The sequence below is a fragment of the Mesorhizobium sp. WSM4806 genome, assembly GCF_055811635.1.
The window spans coordinates 534,544-552,187 of sequence record NZ_JBVVQZ010000001.1; the positions used below are offsets into that span (position 1 = coordinate 534,544).

At 63.9% G+C, this 17,644-nt stretch carries 14 protein-coding genes; 12 read left to right on the forward strand and 2 right to left on the reverse strand.

Annotated elements, in window-relative coordinates; genetic code table 11:
- Positions 1 to 223 precede the first annotated feature (223 nt).
- From AC0L2M_RS02465 to AC0L2M_RS02490, 6 genes are all read left to right on the forward strand, one after another.
- Positions 224 to 481, forward strand: coding sequence for a hypothetical protein (locus tag AC0L2M_RS02465; protein WP_027152252.1), 258 nt, complete (start codon positions 224 to 226; stop codon positions 479 to 481).
- On the forward strand, positions 475 to 3,651 hold the full coding sequence (locus AC0L2M_RS02470; protein WP_473522578.1) for an efflux RND transporter permease subunit: 3,177 nt from the start codon (positions 475 to 477) through the stop codon (positions 3,649 to 3,651). Before AC0L2M_RS02465 ends, AC0L2M_RS02470 begins: the two co-directional genes overlap by 7 nt.
- Before the next feature lie 15 nt (positions 3,652 to 3,666).
- Positions 3,667 to 4,836: an efflux RND transporter periplasmic adaptor subunit gene (locus AC0L2M_RS02475; RefSeq protein WP_128171977.1), complete on the forward strand. Its 1,170-nt coding sequence runs from the start codon at positions 3,667 to 3,669 to the stop codon at positions 4,834 to 4,836.
- Between the two features lie 259 nt (positions 4,837 to 5,095).
- Positions 5,096 to 6,202: a mandelate racemase/muconate lactonizing enzyme family protein gene (locus AC0L2M_RS02480; RefSeq protein WP_473533929.1), complete on the forward strand. Its 1,107-nt coding sequence runs from the start codon at positions 5,096 to 5,098 to the stop codon at positions 6,200 to 6,202.
- Between the two features lie 362 nt (positions 6,203 to 6,564).
- Positions 6,565 to 7,887, forward strand: a complete 1,323-nt coding sequence (locus AC0L2M_RS02485; protein ID WP_287175611.1) for an NAD(P)H-dependent oxidoreductase — start codon at positions 6,565 to 6,567, stop codon at positions 7,885 to 7,887.
- Positions 7,888 to 7,906: 19 nt separating this feature from the next.
- Positions 7,907 to 9,448 carry a xylulokinase gene (locus tag AC0L2M_RS02490; protein ID WP_473533930.1) on the forward strand — a complete coding sequence of 514 codons (1,542 nt, stop codon included), beginning with the start codon at positions 7,907 to 7,909 and terminating at the stop codon, positions 9,446 to 9,448.
- Here AC0L2M_RS02490 and AC0L2M_RS02495 read toward each other — a convergent pair.
- Positions 9,445 to 10,407 carry a sugar-binding transcriptional regulator gene (locus tag AC0L2M_RS02495; RefSeq protein ID WP_473533931.1) on the reverse strand — a complete coding sequence of 321 codons (963 nt, stop codon included), beginning with the start codon at positions 10,405 to 10,407 and terminating at the stop codon, positions 9,445 to 9,447. The two genes, AC0L2M_RS02490 and AC0L2M_RS02495, sit on opposite strands and share 4 nt — an antisense overlap.
- Before the next feature lie 433 nt (positions 10,408 to 10,840).
- Between AC0L2M_RS02495 and AC0L2M_RS02500 the strand changes: the two genes are divergently transcribed.
- From AC0L2M_RS02500 to AC0L2M_RS02520, 5 genes are all read left to right on the forward strand, one after another.
- Positions 10,841 to 11,851, forward strand: a complete 1,011-nt coding sequence (locus tag AC0L2M_RS02500; RefSeq protein ID WP_128171973.1) for an ABC transporter permease — start codon at positions 10,841 to 10,843, stop codon at positions 11,849 to 11,851.
- A 132-nt stretch (positions 11,852 to 11,983) separates the two neighbouring features.
- Positions 11,984 to 12,922: a sugar ABC transporter substrate-binding protein gene (locus tag AC0L2M_RS02505; RefSeq protein WP_128171972.1), complete on the forward strand. Its 939-nt coding sequence runs from the start codon at positions 11,984 to 11,986 to the stop codon at positions 12,920 to 12,922.
- Between the two features lie 50 nt (positions 12,923 to 12,972).
- Positions 12,973 to 14,481, forward strand: coding sequence for a sugar ABC transporter ATP-binding protein (locus tag AC0L2M_RS02510; RefSeq protein ID WP_473533932.1), 1,509 nt, complete (start codon positions 12,973 to 12,975; stop codon positions 14,479 to 14,481).
- A 135-nt stretch (positions 14,482 to 14,616) separates the two neighbouring features.
- The gene (locus tag AC0L2M_RS02515) at positions 14,617 to 15,381 is read left to right on the forward strand and encodes an SDR family oxidoreductase (protein WP_473533933.1); all 765 of its coding nucleotides are present in this window, start codon (positions 14,617 to 14,619) and stop codon (positions 15,379 to 15,381) included.
- A gap of 8 nt (positions 15,382 to 15,389) precedes the next feature.
- The gene (locus AC0L2M_RS02520) at positions 15,390 to 16,172 is read left to right on the forward strand and encodes an SDR family oxidoreductase (RefSeq protein WP_473533934.1); all 783 of its coding nucleotides are present in this window, start codon (positions 15,390 to 15,392) and stop codon (positions 16,170 to 16,172) included.
- Between the two features lie 226 nt (positions 16,173 to 16,398).
- On the opposite strand, the gene AC0L2M_RS02525 is transcribed toward AC0L2M_RS02520, so the two are convergent.
- Entirely contained in the window at positions 16,399 to 16,521 is a 123-nt protein-coding gene (locus AC0L2M_RS02525; RefSeq protein WP_268931792.1) for a hypothetical protein, read from the reverse strand.
- Positions 16,522 to 16,604: 83 nt separating this feature from the next.
- On the opposite strand from AC0L2M_RS02525, the gene AC0L2M_RS02530 reads away from it, so the two are divergent.
- On the forward strand, positions 16,605 to 17,579 hold the full coding sequence (locus tag AC0L2M_RS02530; RefSeq protein ID WP_128167754.1) for an ABC transporter substrate-binding protein: 975 nt from the start codon (positions 16,605 to 16,607) through the stop codon (positions 17,577 to 17,579).
- Positions 17,580 to 17,644 lie beyond the last annotated feature (65 nt).

Genomic DNA, 17,644 nt, shown 5'->3' on the forward strand with positions numbered 1-17,644 from the left:
CGGCACACCTCTTGACTAGGGTGTTACCGGTCTGTAACTTCTAGATGTTACTTACTGGTAACACCCTCATTGCCTCGTGTCAATCTCGCAGGCGCTTGTGAACAGCCTCCGCCAAATCGGCCCAGGCATGAAACTGCGCCCCAGGCGACTTTGGCCGCGAACAGGAAGACCACCCGATCTGCGGCGGCGTACGCCGCAGATCGCCAAGCCAGGAGCCGCTACGATGTCGCAGCGCAAAGATTTGACGATCGACGATGTTGTGAAGGATCCGATGATCCGGATGCTGATGAAAGCCGACCGTGTCGACCCGCACGCTTTCGAGACGATGCTGCGTACCCTTGCGGATGCGCAGCTCCGCGGCCGCAAGGCGCCGCCTCGTTTCCTGGAAGATTCCGGGCAAAGCCGCAGCCGGCGGCTGTCAAGGGTAGCCAAGGCCTTTGGCCAGGCAAGAGCATCGGGCGAGGCGTGCGTGTCATGGTAAATTTCTTCATCCACCGTCCGATCTTCGCATCGTCGATCGCCATCATCATGGTGCTCGCCGGGACGATCTGCTATTTCCTGCTGCCTGTCTCGCAGTTTCCCGACATCACGCCACCTCAGGTGGTGGTCAGCGCCAACTATCCGGGCGCCAGTGCGCAAGTTGTGGCCGACACCGTCACGACGCCGCTCGAACAGCAGATCAACGGCGTTCAAGGCATGACCTACATGTCGTCGTCGAGTTCCAATGACGGCTCCTCGACGATCACCGTCACCTTCGAGGTCGGCTATCCCCTGAGCACCGCCGCCGTCGACGTCCAGAACCGCGTGTCACAGGCGGCGTCCTCGCTGCCTGCCATCGTCAACCAGGGCGGCGTGACGATCAAGAAGCAGAACCCGAACTTCGTCCTGATCGTCAACCTCACCTCGCCCGATGGCTCTGTCGATCCGGTCGCGCTCAGCAACCTCGCCTACCTGCAAGTCGTCGACCCGCTGAAGCGCCTGCCCGGCGTCGGCGACGTGCAGATCTTCGGCGAGCGGCGCTATTCGATGCGCGTATGGCTCGATCCCGACAAGCTCGCCAATCTCGGCATCACCGCCGTCGATGTCCAAAACGCCATCGCCGAGCAGAATGTCCAGGTCGCGGCCGGCAAGATCGGGCAGTCGCCGGCGCCGGCCGGCACCGCTTTCGAAATGCAGGTCAACGCGGTTGGCCGACTGAGCGATCCCAAGGAATTCGGCGATATCATCGTGCGCGCCGATGCCGCGAACGGTTCGCTGGTGCGGTTGCGCGACGTCGCGCGCATCGAACTCGGCGCCCTGCAATATTCGTCGTCGGCGTTCTTCGGCGAGGACCCGACCGTGGTGCTCGCGGTCTACCAGATGCCGGGCTCGAACGCGCTCGATCTGCAGCAGCGCGTCAAGGACAAGATGCAGGAATTGTCGGCCCGCTTCCCCAAGGGCGTCAGCTACGCCATGCATTACGATACGACACGTTTCGTTTCGGCGTCGATGCACGACGTGGTGGTCACGCTCGGCGAGGCGCTGGTCCTGGTCGTCGCGGTGGTGTTCATCTTCCTGCAGAGCTGGCGCACCACGATCATCCCGACGATCGCGATTCCCGTGTCGCTGGTGGCCACGCTCGTCGTCATGTACATGTTCGGCTTCTCGCTGAACATGCTCAGCCTGCTCGGCATGGTGCTGGCGATCGGACTCGTCGTCGATGACGCGATCGTCGTCGTCGAGAATGTCGAACGCCAGCTGGAGGCCGGCCTAAAACCGCTGGCTGCGACGCGCGCGGCGATGGCCGAGGTCACCGGCCCGATCATCGCCACAACCGCCGTGCTGATGGCCGTGTTCGTGCCGGTCGCCTTCATACCCGGCGTTTCTGGCCGGCTCTACAATCAATTTGCCCTGACGGTGGCGATCTCCTTCGGCATCTCCGCCTTCGTCTCGCTGACGCTCACCCCGGCGCTGAGCGCCGCTTTCCTGCGCCACCGCCCGGCCACGCAATTCGTGCTGTTCCGCTGGTTCAACACGGGCTTCGATCGGCTGTCGCATGCCTATGCCAATGGTGTGCGCTTCCTCATCCGCCTGCGCTGGATCATGCTCGGCATATTCGCGGCTGGGCTTGTCGCGACCTATTTCGTCTGGCAGCGCCTGCCCTCGACCTTCCTTCCGGTCGAGGACCAGGGCTATTTCTTCGTGGTCATCCAATTGCCGGATGGGGCGTCGCTGGAACGCACCGACGCGGTGGCGCGGAAGGCACGCGAGATCCTGCAGAACACGCCTGGTGTCGATATCGTCGGCTCGATCAGCGGCTTGAACTTCCTCACCAGTGCCGCCCAGTCGAACTCGGCGGTGGAATTCGCCATCCTGAAGCCATGGGACGAACGCGGCCCTGACCAGAGCGCCTCGAAGCTCGTCGCCGACGTGCGCTCGAAGCTCATGGAACTTCCTGAAGCCTTCGCGCTGAGTTTCGACCCGCCTTCGATCCCGGGCATCGGCACGACCGGCGGCTTCGAATTCCAGGTGGAGGACCTGACCGGTCGCGGCAGCGCTGCGCTCAACGATGCGACGCAAGCCGTGCTGGCCGAAGCGCGCAAACAGCCCGAGCTCAACCCGCAGCAATTGTTCTCGTCGTTCTCGACCTCGACGCCGCAGTTCAACTACGACCTCGATCGCAACAAGGCGAAGCTGCTCGGCCTCAGCCTGCCCGACGTGTTCAACACACTGCAGATCTATCTCGGCTCGCTCTATGTGAACGACTTCAACCTGTTCGGCCGCACTTTCCGGGTGACGATCCAGGCCGACAAGGATGCGCGTGCGGGTGCGGCCGACATTTCGCGGCTCTATGTGCGCAATGCCTCCGGCGGCATGGTGCCGTTGAGCACGCTCGGCAAGCTGGTGCCTATCGTCGGCCCGGAAACCGTCCCGCATTACAACAACAATGCGTCGGCCCTGATCAATGGCGGTGCCGCACCCGGCTTCTCCTCGGGCCAGGCGGTCGCTGCGATGGAACGTGCCGCCGCCACGGCGCTGCCGAAGGATTTCGGCTACGAATGGACGGGCATCACCTATCAGGAGCTCAAGGCCGGATCGATCGCCTCGATCGTCTTCGGTCTCGCCATGGTCTTCGTCTTCCTGATCCTTGCCGCCCAATATGAGAGCTGGGCCATGCCCTTCATGGTCCTGCTCGCGGTGCCGCTTGCCCTGTTCGGCGCCTTTGTCGCCTTGCTTATGCGCGGCATGCAGATCGACGTCTATTCGCAGATCGGTTTCGTCATGCTGATCGGGCTGGCGGCAAAGAACGCCATTCTGATCGTGGAGTTTGCCCGGCGCCGGCGCGAGGAAGGTCTCAGCATCGTCGACGCCGCAATGGAAGCGGCGCGCCTGCGGCTGCGGCCCATCCTGATGACCGCCTTCGCGTTCATCCTCGGTGTGCTGCCGCTGATGTTCTCGACAGGTGCCGGTGCAGCCAGCCGCCAGTCGATCGGCACCACCGTCTTTGGCGGCATGGTCGCAGCGACGATCCTGTCGCTGGTGTTCGTGCCGGTCTTCTACGCGGTGATCGAGCAGCTGCGCGAGCGCGGCAGCAAGAGCGAGCCTGTCGCCGAACCGACTGAACCAACTGCCGAACCCGCTTTCGAGCGATTGGCCGAAGCGGCCGAATAGAATTGGAGAATGATCATGCGTAAATGGAAAATTGCGTTGGGAGCGGCTGTTGCCGTGGGGGCGGTCTCGATGGCCAGCGTCCACTTGCTCGACATGGGTAATTTCGGCCTCAACGCCGGCACGGCAGGGGCGGCAACGCCTGAGCCCGCGGCGCCCGAGCCCGCGGCTTTTGTCATGCCGGTGCCAGTGGTGAGCGTCGTCAAGAAGACGATCCCGATCTATCTCGACTATGCCGCTCGCACCGAGCCGATCCGCAGCATCACGCTGCAGGCGCGCGTGCCGGGGTATCTGCAGGAGCAGGTCGCGCCCGACGGCAGCGATGTCAAGAAGGGCGACCTTCTCTACAAGATCGCTCCAGAAGATTTCCAGGCTGCCCTTGAACAGGCGAAGGCTCAGGTCCAGCGCGACGAGGCAACGCTCGACTATGCACGATCCAACCTTGGTCGCGGCACCGAACTGGCCAAGAGCGGATACATCGCCAAGGATGCGTTCGACCAGCGCACCAGCAGCTTGCGCGAGGCCCAAGCATCGCTCGCCGTCAACCAGGCGGCTGTGCGGACCGCCGAGCTCAATCTGAGCTATTCGGAAATCAAGGCGCCGTTCGCCGGGCGCGTCGGCCGCAACCAGGCCTCGGTCGGAACGCTGGTCAGCGTCGCCGGCACAGTGCTCAACACGCTGGTGCAGCTCGACCCGATCTATGTCACCTTCAATCCGAGCGAAACGGATCTGGCGCAGATCGAGGAAGCCCGCGCGACGGGAGCCATCGATGTCGACGTCCTGCTTCCCGGCGATACGGAACCGCGCCAGAGAGGTCAGCTCACCTTCATCGACAACACGGTCGATCGCTCGACCGGCACCATCACCGCACGCGCGACGATCGGCAATGCCAAGTTCACGCTGCTGCCGGGCCAATATGTTCGCGTCAGGCTGCATATCAAGCAGCAGCCAGATGCACTGATGGTGCCGCAGACGGCATTGGGATCGAGCCAGCTCGGCAAGTATCTCTACGTCGTCGGCAAGGACAATACTGTCGACCAGCGCATTGTTTCGCTGGGGCCGACCAACGGCGACCTGGTGGCGATCTCGAGCGGCGTAGCGGAAGGCGACCAGGTGATAACAGGCAATCTGCAGAAGATCGGCCCGGGAATGCCTGTCTCGCCGCTGCCACAGAAACCTGCCACCTGATACCCCCATCAGGCCCGGTCCAGCGGCGCCCCCGGCTATGCCGAGGGCGCCGTTTTGCTGAGCAGTTCGACAAGGCCGGCGACATCGGCACAGCTTCGAAGAATTGCTTGCCTATGCGCGCTGCCTCGAACAGTGTGTTTCCAGAGGCGTCAAGGCCGATCGCGCCGGCCTGACGCGCAACCGGCCTGACGGCAGTTGAGCCCAGCGGACGATGCAGGTTGGCGGCTTCGTCAGGGCGTCACAGCGACGGACAGAAAAATTGCGGATCAAAACCATCAAGGCCTACCATGTCGTGCAGCCGTTTGTGGACGGGCCCTACCGCATGTCCAAGGGGCGTGTCGCCGCCGCGTTCGACGCGGTGATCGTCGCAATCACCTCCGACAGCGGGCTGACCGGCTGGGGCGAGATGGCGCCGCTCGGCAATTTCTACTCGCCGGCATTCGCGGCCGGCACTCGCGCCGGCGTCATCGAAATTGCGCCGCATCTGCTCGGCCTCGATCCTCGCGCCTTGGCCAGTATCGGCAGGCTGATGGACACGGTGTTCAAGGGCCATCCCTACATCAAATCGGCGCTCGACATGGCCTGCTCGGATCTCGCTGCACGCGCCGCCGACATACCGCTGGTGACGCTGCTCGGCGGGCGCGAGAGCGAGACGGCGGAACTCTACAAGGTCGTCACCCATGGCACCGTCGACGCGATGGCCGCACTGGCCAAGCGCATCGTCAGGGACGGGTTTCACCGGCTGCAGGTCAAGGTCGGCGGCAACGTCCATGACGACATCGAGCGCGTCACCGCGGTCGCCGCTTCGGTGCCGAAGGGCACCGTCATCTTCTGCGACGCCAATGCCGGCTGGACGCCCTATCAGGCGCGCCAGTTCGCTGACGCGACGCGCGCCATCGACTACACGTTCGAGCAGCCCTGCACCACGATCGACGAATGCATGTCGGTGCGCCGCTCGCTCGACAAGCCGATGGTGCTCGACGAATCCGTCACCTCGCTGGACGACATGCTCGACATCCACCGCAAGGGGGCGGCTGACGGGCTGACGCTGAAAATCTCGCGGCTCGGCGGCGTGACCAAGACGCGCCAGATCCGCGACCTTGCCGTCGACCTGGGCTTCATGATCACCGTCGAGGACACCGGCGGCGCCGAGATCGACACATCAGCCATGGCGCATCTGTCGCTGTCGACGCCGGAGGAGCGCCGGCTGCACGCCATCGCCTTCCACGAATGGGTGACGGTGCGCACTGCATCGAACAAGCCGCCGGTTTCGGGCAGCCGCATGGGCATTCCGGACGGGCCGGGCCTCGGCATCGACGTTGTTCCCGACCTGCTTGGCGCGCCCTTCTTCGAGGTCGGCAGCTGACTGATATGCTGGCATGCGCCGACTGAGCATGCCGGCCAGCGCCCTCTGTTGCGCGGCTTCGTCGCAGGCGATAGGCGCAGCGGCAGCTGAGCAGCCATGAAATCAGTTTTTTCGTCGCACTCGCTTGCTTGCGAGAAGGGATGTCACGGTCGTCGCCGCCTGCATCCCAAGAGATCACCGCTTTCTGCGCCCCTCACTGACCGCGCTGCCAAGCCGCAAGCCAAGGCTTGCAAAAATTAAAACACAGAATGTTTGCGGGGACGGCTGCCGAATTGCCGGTTGAAATATTTTTCATTTGGAAATAGGAATGTTCAAAATGATGACTTCGACGCTGCGGCGCGTCAGGAACTGGAGGAAGCGACATGGCCCATCCGCAATTTGCAGCGGAACTTTTGCAGCGCGCTGAACAGCAGGGACCGATCACCATCGGGCTTGCCGGCGCCGGGCAGATGGGCACCGACATCGTCGTCCAGGTCGCGCTGATGCCGGGCATGCGGATCGGCGCCATTTCCGAGGTCAGGCCGCAGGCGGCGATCGATGCGGCGCTGCTCGCCGGCCACGACCGCTCGGATATCGTGCAGGCCGGCAATGCGGCGGCGATCGACCGCGCCATCGAGGCCGGCAAGATCGCCGTGACCGAAGATTTGCATGCGCTGGCGTCCGCCGGCCGCATCGACGTCATCATCGACGCGACAGGCAATCCCAACATCGGCACGCTGTTCGCGCTTGAAGTGATGAAGAACGGCAAGCATATCGTCATGCTCAACGTCGAGGCCGACATCACCATCGGCCGCTTCCTCAAGGAGGAGGCGCGCAAGGCCGGCGTCGTCTATACCGGTGCGGCCGGCGACGAGCCGGCCTGCACGCTGGAGATCATCGGCTTTGCCAGGAGCCTCGGCTTCAACATCATCGCCGCCGGCAAGGGCAAGAACAATCCGCTGAAGATCGACGCCATGCCGGCCGACTACGAGAAGGAGGCGGCCGAGCGCAACATGAATGCGCGCATGCTGGTCGAGTTCGTCGACGGCTCGAAGACGGCGATCGAGATGGTGGCGATCGCCAACGCCACCGGCCTGGTGCCCGACGTGCCGGGCATGCACGGCCCGACCGCGACGCTGGAGGAACTCGCCGGCGTGCTTTGCCCGCGCGAGGATGGCGGCGTGCTGCACCGCAAGGGCGTGGTCGACTATTCGATCGGCAAGGGCGTGGCGCCCGGCGTGTTCTGCATCATCGAGACCAGGCATCCGCGCGTGCTGGAGCGCATGATCGACCTCAAGGTCGGCAAGGGCCCGTATTTCACGATCTTCCGCCCCTATCATTTGACCAGCCTGGAAGTGCCGCTGTCGGCGGCGCGCGCCGTGGTCTACAAGCGCGCCGACATGGAGCCGCTCGACCATCCGGTCGCCGAGGCGGTGGCGGTTGCCAAGAGCGAGCTTGCCCCTGGCCAGTCGCTCGGCATGATCGGCGAGAACGACTATCGCGGCTTCGCCATGACCTGGGAGGACGCGCGCGCCCGCGGCGCCCTGCCGCTCGGCCTCGCCGAACGCGCCAAGGTGGTCAAGCCGGTCAAGACAGGCGATTTCCTCACCTATGAAAATTGTGTACCCGACGATTCGATGGTGATAACCCAGATCCGCCGTCGTCTCGACCAGTCGGACGGACGGTTCGTTACGAACGCCGCCTGATCCGCTGGATTCCCGCCTGATGGACGATGTCGTAATCGGGATCGACGCCTCGACCACGGCCGTGAAAGCGATTGCCTTCACGCGCGACGGCAAGGAGCTGTTCCAGGCGCGCGAAGCCTATCCGCTTTCAAATCCCAGGCCCGGCCATTTCGAGCAGGATGCCGAACATTGGTGGACCGCGCTGCTCGGCGCCTTGAAGCAGGTCGCTGAGGCGGTTGGCGCTGCCCGGGTGGCGGCGATCGCCATCGCCCACCAGCGCGAGACATTTACGCTGATCGATCATGCCGGCAAGCCGCTTATTCCGGCGATCCTGTGGCTGGACGAGCGGGCGCGCCCGCAAGTCATCAGGCTTTCGGCGGAGCTCGGCCGCGAGACGATCCGCGACTGGAGCGGCAAACCGCCGGACCCGACGCCCGCGCTCTATGCGATCGCCTGGCTTGCCGAGCACCAGCCGCAAACGCTTGATGACGCAGCCGCACTTGTCGACGTGCATGGCTTCTTCGTCCACCGGCTGACCGGACGTCTGGTCACCAGCACGGCAAGTGCGGATCCGCTCGGGCTGCTCGACGTCAAGAATGGCACTTGGCACCCTCAGCTCGTCGAGGCCGCGGGGCTGCGCCCGGACCAGTTGCCGCGACTGGTCGCGCCCGGCGCGATCTGCGGCGGGCTTGGCGAAAGCGTGGCCCGGCTGATCGGGTTGAAGGCCGGCACGCCTGTTGTCGCCGGCGCCGGCGACGGCCAGGCGATGGGCCTTGGCATGGGCGTCTATGGCGACGGCAAAAACTACCTGTCGCTCGGCTCGGGCATCGTCAGCGGCTGTTACTCCCATGGGATCACGACTTCGGACGCGTTTCGAACGCTGGTCTCGCCGACCGGCTCGGGCTTCATGCTGGAGACCGTGCTGCGCTCGGGCATGCAACTGGTCGACTGGATCGTTCGCACCACCGGCTCGCCGTCGGCTGCAGCGCTGGAGAAAGCAGCGGTCGACGTTGCCGCCGGCAGCGAGGGCCTGCTCGTCATGCCGTATTGGGCCGGTGTCATGAGCCCCTATTGGGACGGCGCGGCGCGCGGCGCCATTGTCGGCCTGTCGCTCGACCATGAGCCGAAGCACCTTTTTCGAGCGGTTCTGGAAGGCATCGCCTTCGAGCAGGCCATCGCCAGCGAGGCAATGGAAACTCAAGCGGCCGAAACCCAAGCGGCGCAAACGCAGGCGGCGGAAACTCTGGCCGGCGGCAAACCGGCTGCGATGATCGCCGCCGGCGGCGGCACCAACTGCGCCCTGCTGATGCGGATCATGGCAAGCGTGCTCGAGCGGCCGCTCTCCGTCTCGCCGGTCAACGAAGCCGCAGCGCTCGGCGCCGCCATGCTGGCGGCTTCCGCTATCGGATGGTTTGCCTCGCCTGAAACGGCGGCTGAGGCGATGGCCGCGCCGCCGACCCAGCATGTCGACCCCGTCGACGGGCTGGTCTCCGGTTACCGTGTGCGCAAGGCAATCTACCGCGACCTCTATCAGGCGACGCGCGAGACCCATGTGCGGCTCGGTGAAGTCGGGCAGGTTTAGCGGTTGAGCAGGCCCTTGGCGGCGTCCTCGTCGGTGATCAGAACCGATATCCTGGTGTTGGCAAGCGCCGCCCGCATGATGGCGATTTTTTCCTGCCCTCCCGAAACCAGGATGATGGCCGGGATGTCCGACAGGTCCTGCAGCGGATAGGCGCAGACCCGGCGGTTGACCTCATGGTCGACGAGCCGGCCGTCGGCGTCGATGAAATGGCATAAAATATCGCCAACTGCGCCGGCCGCCTGAAGCTCTTCGAGTTCGCTGGGCTTGATGAAGCCGTAATTGGCGATCGGGCTGTCAGTGGAAAACGATCCGACGCTGAGCACGGCGATGTTTGCCCGGCGCGCGCGGAAGACGACGTCCTGAACGCTGCGCTGGCTCATGAAGGCTTCGCGCTGCTCCGGCCTGTCGGCATAGACCGGCACCGGCAGCAGAAAGCACTCGGCGCCGATCTTTTCGGCGAATTCCCAGGCGCTTTCGGTCGGGTTGAGCGGCTGGGCATGGGTGAGGCCGCCCAGCATGGAAACCACCGTCGTCCTGGCGATCGGCCGCCGCGGCAATTCACTGATGGCGAACTTCAGCGTGCGCCCCCAGCCCAGCGCGATGACATCGCCGGCATTCACATTGTCGGCCAGATAGGCGCCCGCGGCATGGCCGATCATCAGCGGCGCGTTGCTTCGGTCGGCGGCCGACGGCACCACAACGGCCTGGCTGAGCCCAAAACGCTGCTTCAGAGCCTCTTCCAGCACCAAGCATTCGACGACGCTGTCACGGATGCGGAACTGGACGACGCCCTCCTCACGCGCGGCGGACAGGATGCGATGCACCTTGATGCGGCCGATGCCGAGGATCTCCGAAATCCTCTCCTGCGTCAGACCCTCGATATAATAGTGCCACGCGGCACGGGCCTTCAGCTCGGCATCCGGGAAGCGCGAGGCCTTGTCATTCTCTGTCATCGCCATCTTTTTGCCCTCCCGCGGTCGTCCGAATCCTTAAATGCCATTCAAATGGCGTTATCCGACCAAGCGACGCGAAATTATTCTGCATGCCCGGGATTCGAGATTCAGGACATCGACAGGATACCTCTACAACGTGAGTGAAAGCCAAAATGGTCAACATTTACTTCGTCTTGGCCGTCCTGCCCTGCTCAAGCAGCCGACATGAATCCGCAGGATGAGACCGGACCTGAAAACGCGGCATTTCATGCCCTTTCGTACGGCAAACCGGCTGGCGGCGCAAACCGGCGTGGAATGATGCGGCGGGCCTTGACAATTTTCCGACGAACAGTTTAGCTGAACAAAATTGCATATCAAAGATAAATTGTTCACAGGGAGGTGCCTAGTGAACAAGAGTGAGCCGACGACGTATCGCCGGAGCGCTGATGGAGGAGACAAAATGGCTGTGAGCAACGGTGCAAGCGAGTTGAAGGCCGGCCCAAATGCACAGGCCGCGGCGGGCGCGAAGCTTTCGGCCCTGTTCGCCGGAACCATGGGACCGCTAATCGGGCTGGTGCTGCTGTGCCTTGCTCTGTCGCTGACCACCGACACGTTTCTGACTGTCCGCAACATCCTCAACGTGCTCGACCAGGTCACCGTGCTCGGCATCATGGCGATCGGCATGACGCTGGTCATCCTGATCGGTGGCATCGACCTGTCCGTCGGTTCCGTGCTGGCGCTCGCCGCCATGGTGATGGGCTTCGTCGCCCATCCCGACCACCTCAATCTCGGCATGCCTGCCGGCATCGTCACAGCGCTTGTCGTTGCTGGGCTTTGCGGGCTGGTTTCAGGCCTGCTCGTGACCGTCACCAGACTGCCGCCCTTCATCGCCACGCTGGCGATGATGTCGGTGGCCCGCGGTCTTGCCAACATGATCACCGACGGCTCGCAGATCATCGGCTTCCCCGACTGGTTCACCAGCCTGTCGATCATCCGCCATTTCGGCTTCCTGTCGGTCACCGTCGGCTTGATGATCGTTCTGGCCATCATCTTCGCGATCTTCCTGAACTATCGCGCGACCGGCCGCAGCCTCTACGCGATCGGCGGCAGCGCCGAGGTCGCCAGGCTGTCCGGCATACCGGTCAAGTCGCTGACCAACTGGGTCTACGCCGTCTGCGGCGTTCTGGCGGGGCTCGCCGGCATCGTGCTTGCGGCACGGCTTGATTCCGTCCAGCCGAGTTCCGGCTTCGGCTACGAGCTGGACACGATCGCGGCGGTGGTGATCGGCGGCGCCAGCCTGTCGGGCGGCGTCGGCTCGATCGGCGGCACCGCCATCGGCGTGCTCATCATCGGCGTGCTGCGCAACGGGCTGAACCTGCTTGGCGTGTCGCCCTTCATCCAGCAGGTGGTGATCGGCGTGGTGATCGCGCTGGCGGTGGCCACGGATACATGGCGGCGCAGAGCGCAATGAAGAGTGGGGCGCAATGAGATTCACCCGGATGTCCGGGCGAAAACGGATCGGTGATCCGAAACTGGGAGTTGTTCGGCCAAGGGGCGCCGTGATGCGCCGGCGGGACAGATTGAACATCAACGGAGGAAACACATGCTGACCAAACGTTCATTGCTGCTTGCTGCCGCGGCCGTCATTCCGCTGCTCGGACTGTCCGAGATGGCCTCGGCCAAGGAGGCCAAGAAGCTTGGTCTCGCCGTCGCCAACCTGCAGGCCGACTTCTTCAACCAGATCAAGCAGTCCGTCGAGGCCTATGGCAAGGAAAAGGGCATCGAGATCGTCACCGTCGACGCCAAGGGCGATTCGGCGACCCAGGTCAGCCAGGTGCAGGACCTGATCACGCAGAACATCGATGCGCTGATCTACATCCCGGCCGGCGCCACCGCCGCCACCGTGCCGACCAAGACGGCCAAGGCGGCCGGCATCCCGGTCATCAATGTCGACCGCAACGCTGAGGGCGCCCCCGGCGACACCTTCATCGCCACCAACAGCGTGGCATCGGCCAAGGCGGTTTGCGACTACATCGCCAAGCAGGCCGGCGGCAAGGGTGAGTTGATCATCATCCATGGCCAGAAAGGCACGACGCCCGAGGTCGACCGGTCGAAGGGCTGCGGCGAAGCGCTGAGCGCCTATCCCGACATCAAGGTGGTCGGCGAGCTGTGGAGCGAAGGCTGGCACCAGGACGAGGGCTTCAAGCTGACGCAGGACCTGTTGCAGTCGCATCCCGACGTGTCGATCGTCATCGGCCAGGCCGATGCGCTGGCGCTCGGTGCCGCGCAGGCGGTCAAGGTCGCCAATCCCGGCCACAAGGTCTGGATCGCCGGTTTCGACGGCGACGTGGCGGCGCTCAAGGCACTGAAAGGCGGCGTCTTCGACGTGACTGCGACGCAGCAGACGCAAGGCATGGGCCGGCTTTCGGTCGATGCGGCGATCAAGCTGGTGGCCGGCGAAACCGTTCCCGCAGAACAGCTGCAGGATGCGACGCTGACCACCAAGGACAATGTCGATCAGTTCATCGCCAAGCATCCTTAGTATCAGGCATCCCTGATCCCAAAAGAGTCCGGCAGTTGATGAGCGGAACGATGTCCCTGGATCCCAGCCATACGCAGACCCCGCATCTGGGGCTCTTCGTCAGCAGCCTCTGCAAGAGCTACGGGCCGGTGCAGGTCCTGGCCGATGCGAGCTTCGAAGTGCGGCCGGGAGAGGTCGTGGCGCTGCTTGGAGAAAATGGCGCCGGCAAGTCCACCGTTTCCAACATCATCGCCGGGTCGACCAAGCCCGATGCCGGCAGCATCACATGGCGGGGGAAGCCGTATTCCCCCGCCTCTCCCGCCGCGGCCATTGACGCCGGCGTCGGCATGATCCACCAGGAACTGAAGCTGCTGCCGGACCTGTCGGTTGCCGAGAACGTCTATGTCGGGCGCCTGCTGATGCGCGGCGGCCGCATCGACCGCGCGGCCATGAATGCGCGGGCATCGGCCCAACTGAAGCGGCTCGGCCTCGATGTCTCGCCGGAACGCAAGGTGGGCACGCTGCGTATCGCCGCACAGCAGCAGGTCGAGATCGCCAAGGCACTGACGCTCAATGCCGAGCTTCTGATCTTCGACGAACCGACAGCGGCACTTGGCAGCGAGGAAACGGAGCTGTTGTTCAAGCAGATCCGCAAGCTCAAGGCGGAAGGCATGTCCTTCATCTATATCAGCCACCGGCTGGACGAGGTCGCCGAGATCGCCGACCGCGTCGTGGTGATGCGCGACGGGCGCATTGTCGCCCGCCACGAGCGCGCCGACATTCCGGTGCGCGCGATCGTCGAGCAGATGGTCGGCCGCAGCGTCGAGCGGATGTTCCCGCCGCTGTCGGAACCGGGCAGCGAGGCGTTGCTCGAGGTCGAGAATCTGTCCTCGCCGGAACGTAGCTTTCAGAATGTCAGCTTCTCGGTAAGGGCCGGCGAAATCCTTGGCATCGCCGGCCTGATCGGCGCCGGCCGCACCGAACTGGTGCGGGCGATCGCCGGCGCCGATCCGATTTCCTCGGGGTCGGTGCGTATCGCCGGCAAACCGGTGCACCTCACTGGCCCGGCGGCGGCGATCAAGGCCGGCGTCGTGCTGGTGCCGGAAGACCGCAAGGCGCAAGGCGTGGTGCTCCACCAGACCATCGGCGAGAATCTGGCGATCGGCAATTTCGACCATGTCGCGCCGAATGGCTGGGTGTTTCCCAAGGCGGTGCAGAAATTCGCCGAGGCCGGCATCGGCCGGCTCGGCGTCAAGGGCCGGCCTAACCAGGCGATCAGCAAGCTTTCCGGCGGCAACCAGCAGAAGGTGATCATCGCCAAATGGATCTCACGGCCGCCCAAGGTGTTCATCCTGGACGAGCCGACACGCGGCATCGACGTCGGCGCGCGCGCCGCGATCTACGATGTCATCGCCGAACTCGCCCGCTCCGGCATGGCGGTGGTGGTGGTGAGCTCCGACCTTGAGGAAGTGCTCGGCCTGTCGCATCGCGTGCTGGTGCTGAGCCGTGGCCGGCAGCGTGGCATTCTAGACCGCAGCGAAGCGAGCAACGTCGCCGTCATGGAGCTCGCCACAAGCTGAGGGCGGCATAAAGGATCGGAATAGAGCGCAGCAGGTGGTATCCTCCCAGGCACCGGACCGCGCGGGGCGCCAGCCAGGACTGGCGCCCCTTCCTTCCCAGGGCAGCACCGGCGGCTCAACAGGAAAACATTTTCGATGAAACTATTCGATCTTCAGGGGGACGTTGCCCTCGTCACCGGCGCCGGCAGCGGCATCGGGCAAGCAATCGCCATCGGCCTCGCCGAAGCCGGCGCCGATATCGCCTGTTTTGGCCATACCTCGAAGGGCGGGCTGGACGAGACCGCGCACAGGATCTCGGCGCTCGGCCGCAAGGCATTGGTGCTGACCGGCACGGTGACGTCAGAGGCCGATTTGGCAGCGGCGATCGAACGCGCGGAGAAGGAACTCGGCCCGCTGACCATCGCCGTCAACAATGCTGGCGTCGCCGGGGCCGAGCCGGCCGAGACGCTGTCGCTGGAGAAATGGCAGAAGCTCTACGACGTCAATGTCAGCGGCGTGTTCCTGTCCTGCCAGGCCGAAGCGCGCGTAATGCTGACGCGGCGCAAGGGTTCGATCATCAACATCGCCTCGATGTCGGGCTCGATCGTCAACCGCGGCCTGACCCAGGCGCACTATAATTCGTCGAAGGCCGCCGTCATCCACATGTCCAGGAGTCTCGCCATGGAATGGGCCGATCGCGGCCTGCGCGTCAACGTCGTCAGCCCCGGCTACACGCTGACGCCGATGAACAAGCGGCCGGAGGTCGCCGACCAGGTCAGGATCTTCGAACGCGACACGCCGATGGGGCGGATGGCGGCGCCGGAAGAGATGGTCGGCCCGACCGTGTTCCTGGCCAGCCGCGCCTCGAGTTTCGTCACCGGCATCGACTTGATCGTCGATGGCGGCTTCGTCTGCTGGTAGGAGAGAAAATGAAGCGGTTCGAGGGAAAGACGGCGGTCATCACCGGCGCCAGCGGCGGCATCGGTGCAGCCATAGCCCGGCGCTTCGCGGCTGAGGGGGCGGCTGTCGTCGTCAGCGCCATCGACGCGCGCGTCGAAGAGGTCGCCGCCGGACTGAAGGCGGAAGGCGCCAAGGTGGCATCGCTGCGCATGGACGTGACCAGGAAGGACGAGGTCGCCGCCCTCTATGATCTGGCCGAACAGCAGTTCGGCCGCGTCGACATCTCCGTGCAGAATGCCGGCGTCATCACCATCGCCAGGATCGAGGCGATGACCGAGGCCGAATGGGACAAGGTGATGGCGGTCAACACCAAGGGCGTGTTCCTGTGCTGCCAGGAGGCGATCGCGCGCATCCGCAAGCATGGCGACGGCGGCCGGCTGATCAACACCGCTTCCGGCCAGGCGCGCCAGGGTTTCATCTACACGCCGCACTATGCTGCCTCGAAATTCGGCGTCGTCGGCATCACCCAGAGCCTCGCCAAGGAAGTGGCCAAGGAGAAGATCACCGTCAACGCGATCTGCCCCGGCATCATCGACACCGACATGTGGGCCTACAACGACGCCGCATGGGGCAGACTGATGGGCGACTACAAGCCCGGCGAGTTGATGGCAGAATGGGTGAAGAACATCCCGATGGGCCGCGCCGGCAGCGGCGAGGATGTTTCGGGTCTGGTCAGCTTCCTGGCCAGCAGCGACGCCGCCTACATCACCGGCCAGACAATCAATGTCGATGGCGGCCTGATCATGTCGTGAGCAACGCGGCGGGTTCACGCGTCAATCTGCTGATATAATCGGCAGGCGGCGAAACTGCAGCCGAATTGCGCGATTCGCGCCGCGTTAGTCGTTGCGCGACATGAATGTTGGTATATATAATTTCATCCCATGAAAATGGCTTCGGCGACTGCCGAGAGCCGACAGCATGGGACCTTGATGGCTCGCAAGCTTGACGGCGCCGCAAGAGCGGCGATCGATCCGCGGATCACTGCTTCGGCAGCACGGCAGCCATGACGCGGTCGCACGACCTCTTCATCGAATTGGGCATCATTCCCGTCTGCGCCGACTTCAGCGCCGACAGCAATTTGCTGCCAATGGACTTGCGCAACGACCAGCTTTTCCAACACAATCAAAAAGACGCAAGAAGGGAACGAACGATAACTTCCACCAGAGCTTGACAGGAGCACAGGCATGTCACTTCGGAGTTTGATTTCGAGATTATCAATGGGAGCCTTAACACTTGCCGCGGCAAGTGCACTGACGCCTTCGGCCCAAGCGGCGGCGCCAGAATCGAACGACCCTATCAAGATCGCGCTGTTCGACTGGACCAGCGTCAATCTGAACGCAAAGATCCTCGGCGGCATTCTTGAAAAGCTGGGATACACGGTCGAGTACCCGACGGCCGATTATCTCTCCAGCCTGACCACCGGCCTTACCAATGGCGATCTCGCTGTCGCCATGGAATTCTGGGACACGACGGCCGGCGAAGCCATGAAGGCCTCGGATGCGACCGGGCAGACCGAACGCCTCGGCCCGCTCGGGCCCAAAGCCAAGGAGGAATGGTGGTATCCTGAATACATGAAGGAAAAATGCCCGGGCCTGCCGAACTGGGAGGCGCTGAAGGACCCGAAATGCGCCGAGGCCTTCTCGACCGCCGAAACGGCGCCGAACGGCCGCTATCTCGGCGGCCCGGTGACATGGGAAGGTTTTGACGACGAACGTGCCGCGGCGCTGAAGCTGCCCTTCACCGTCATCCATGCCGGCACCGACGCGGCGATGTTCGCTGAGCTGGATTCGGCCTATCAGCGCAAGGCGCCGATCATGCTGTGGGTCTATTCGCCGCATTGGGCGCCGGCCAAATACAAGGGCGAATGGGTCGAATTCCCCGACTATACGCCGGAATGCTACACCGACCCGAAATGGGGCGTGAACCCCGAGGCAAAGTATGACTGCGGCAAGCCGCATGGCGAGATCTGGAAATATTCCTGGGCCGGCATGAAGGACAAATGGCCGGTCGCCTACAAGGTCGCGAAGAACTACACGATCGACACCGACGAGCTCAACAAGATGAGCGGCCAGATCGATCTCGAAGGCAAGACGCCGGAAGACGTCGCCGCCGCCTGGATCGCCGCCCACGAAGCCGACTGGAAAGCCTGGGCCGAGTGATCGCTCCAACTGGAAACTGCGAGATCCGGTCATTCATGGCCGGGTCTCTATCCCATATTCCAGAA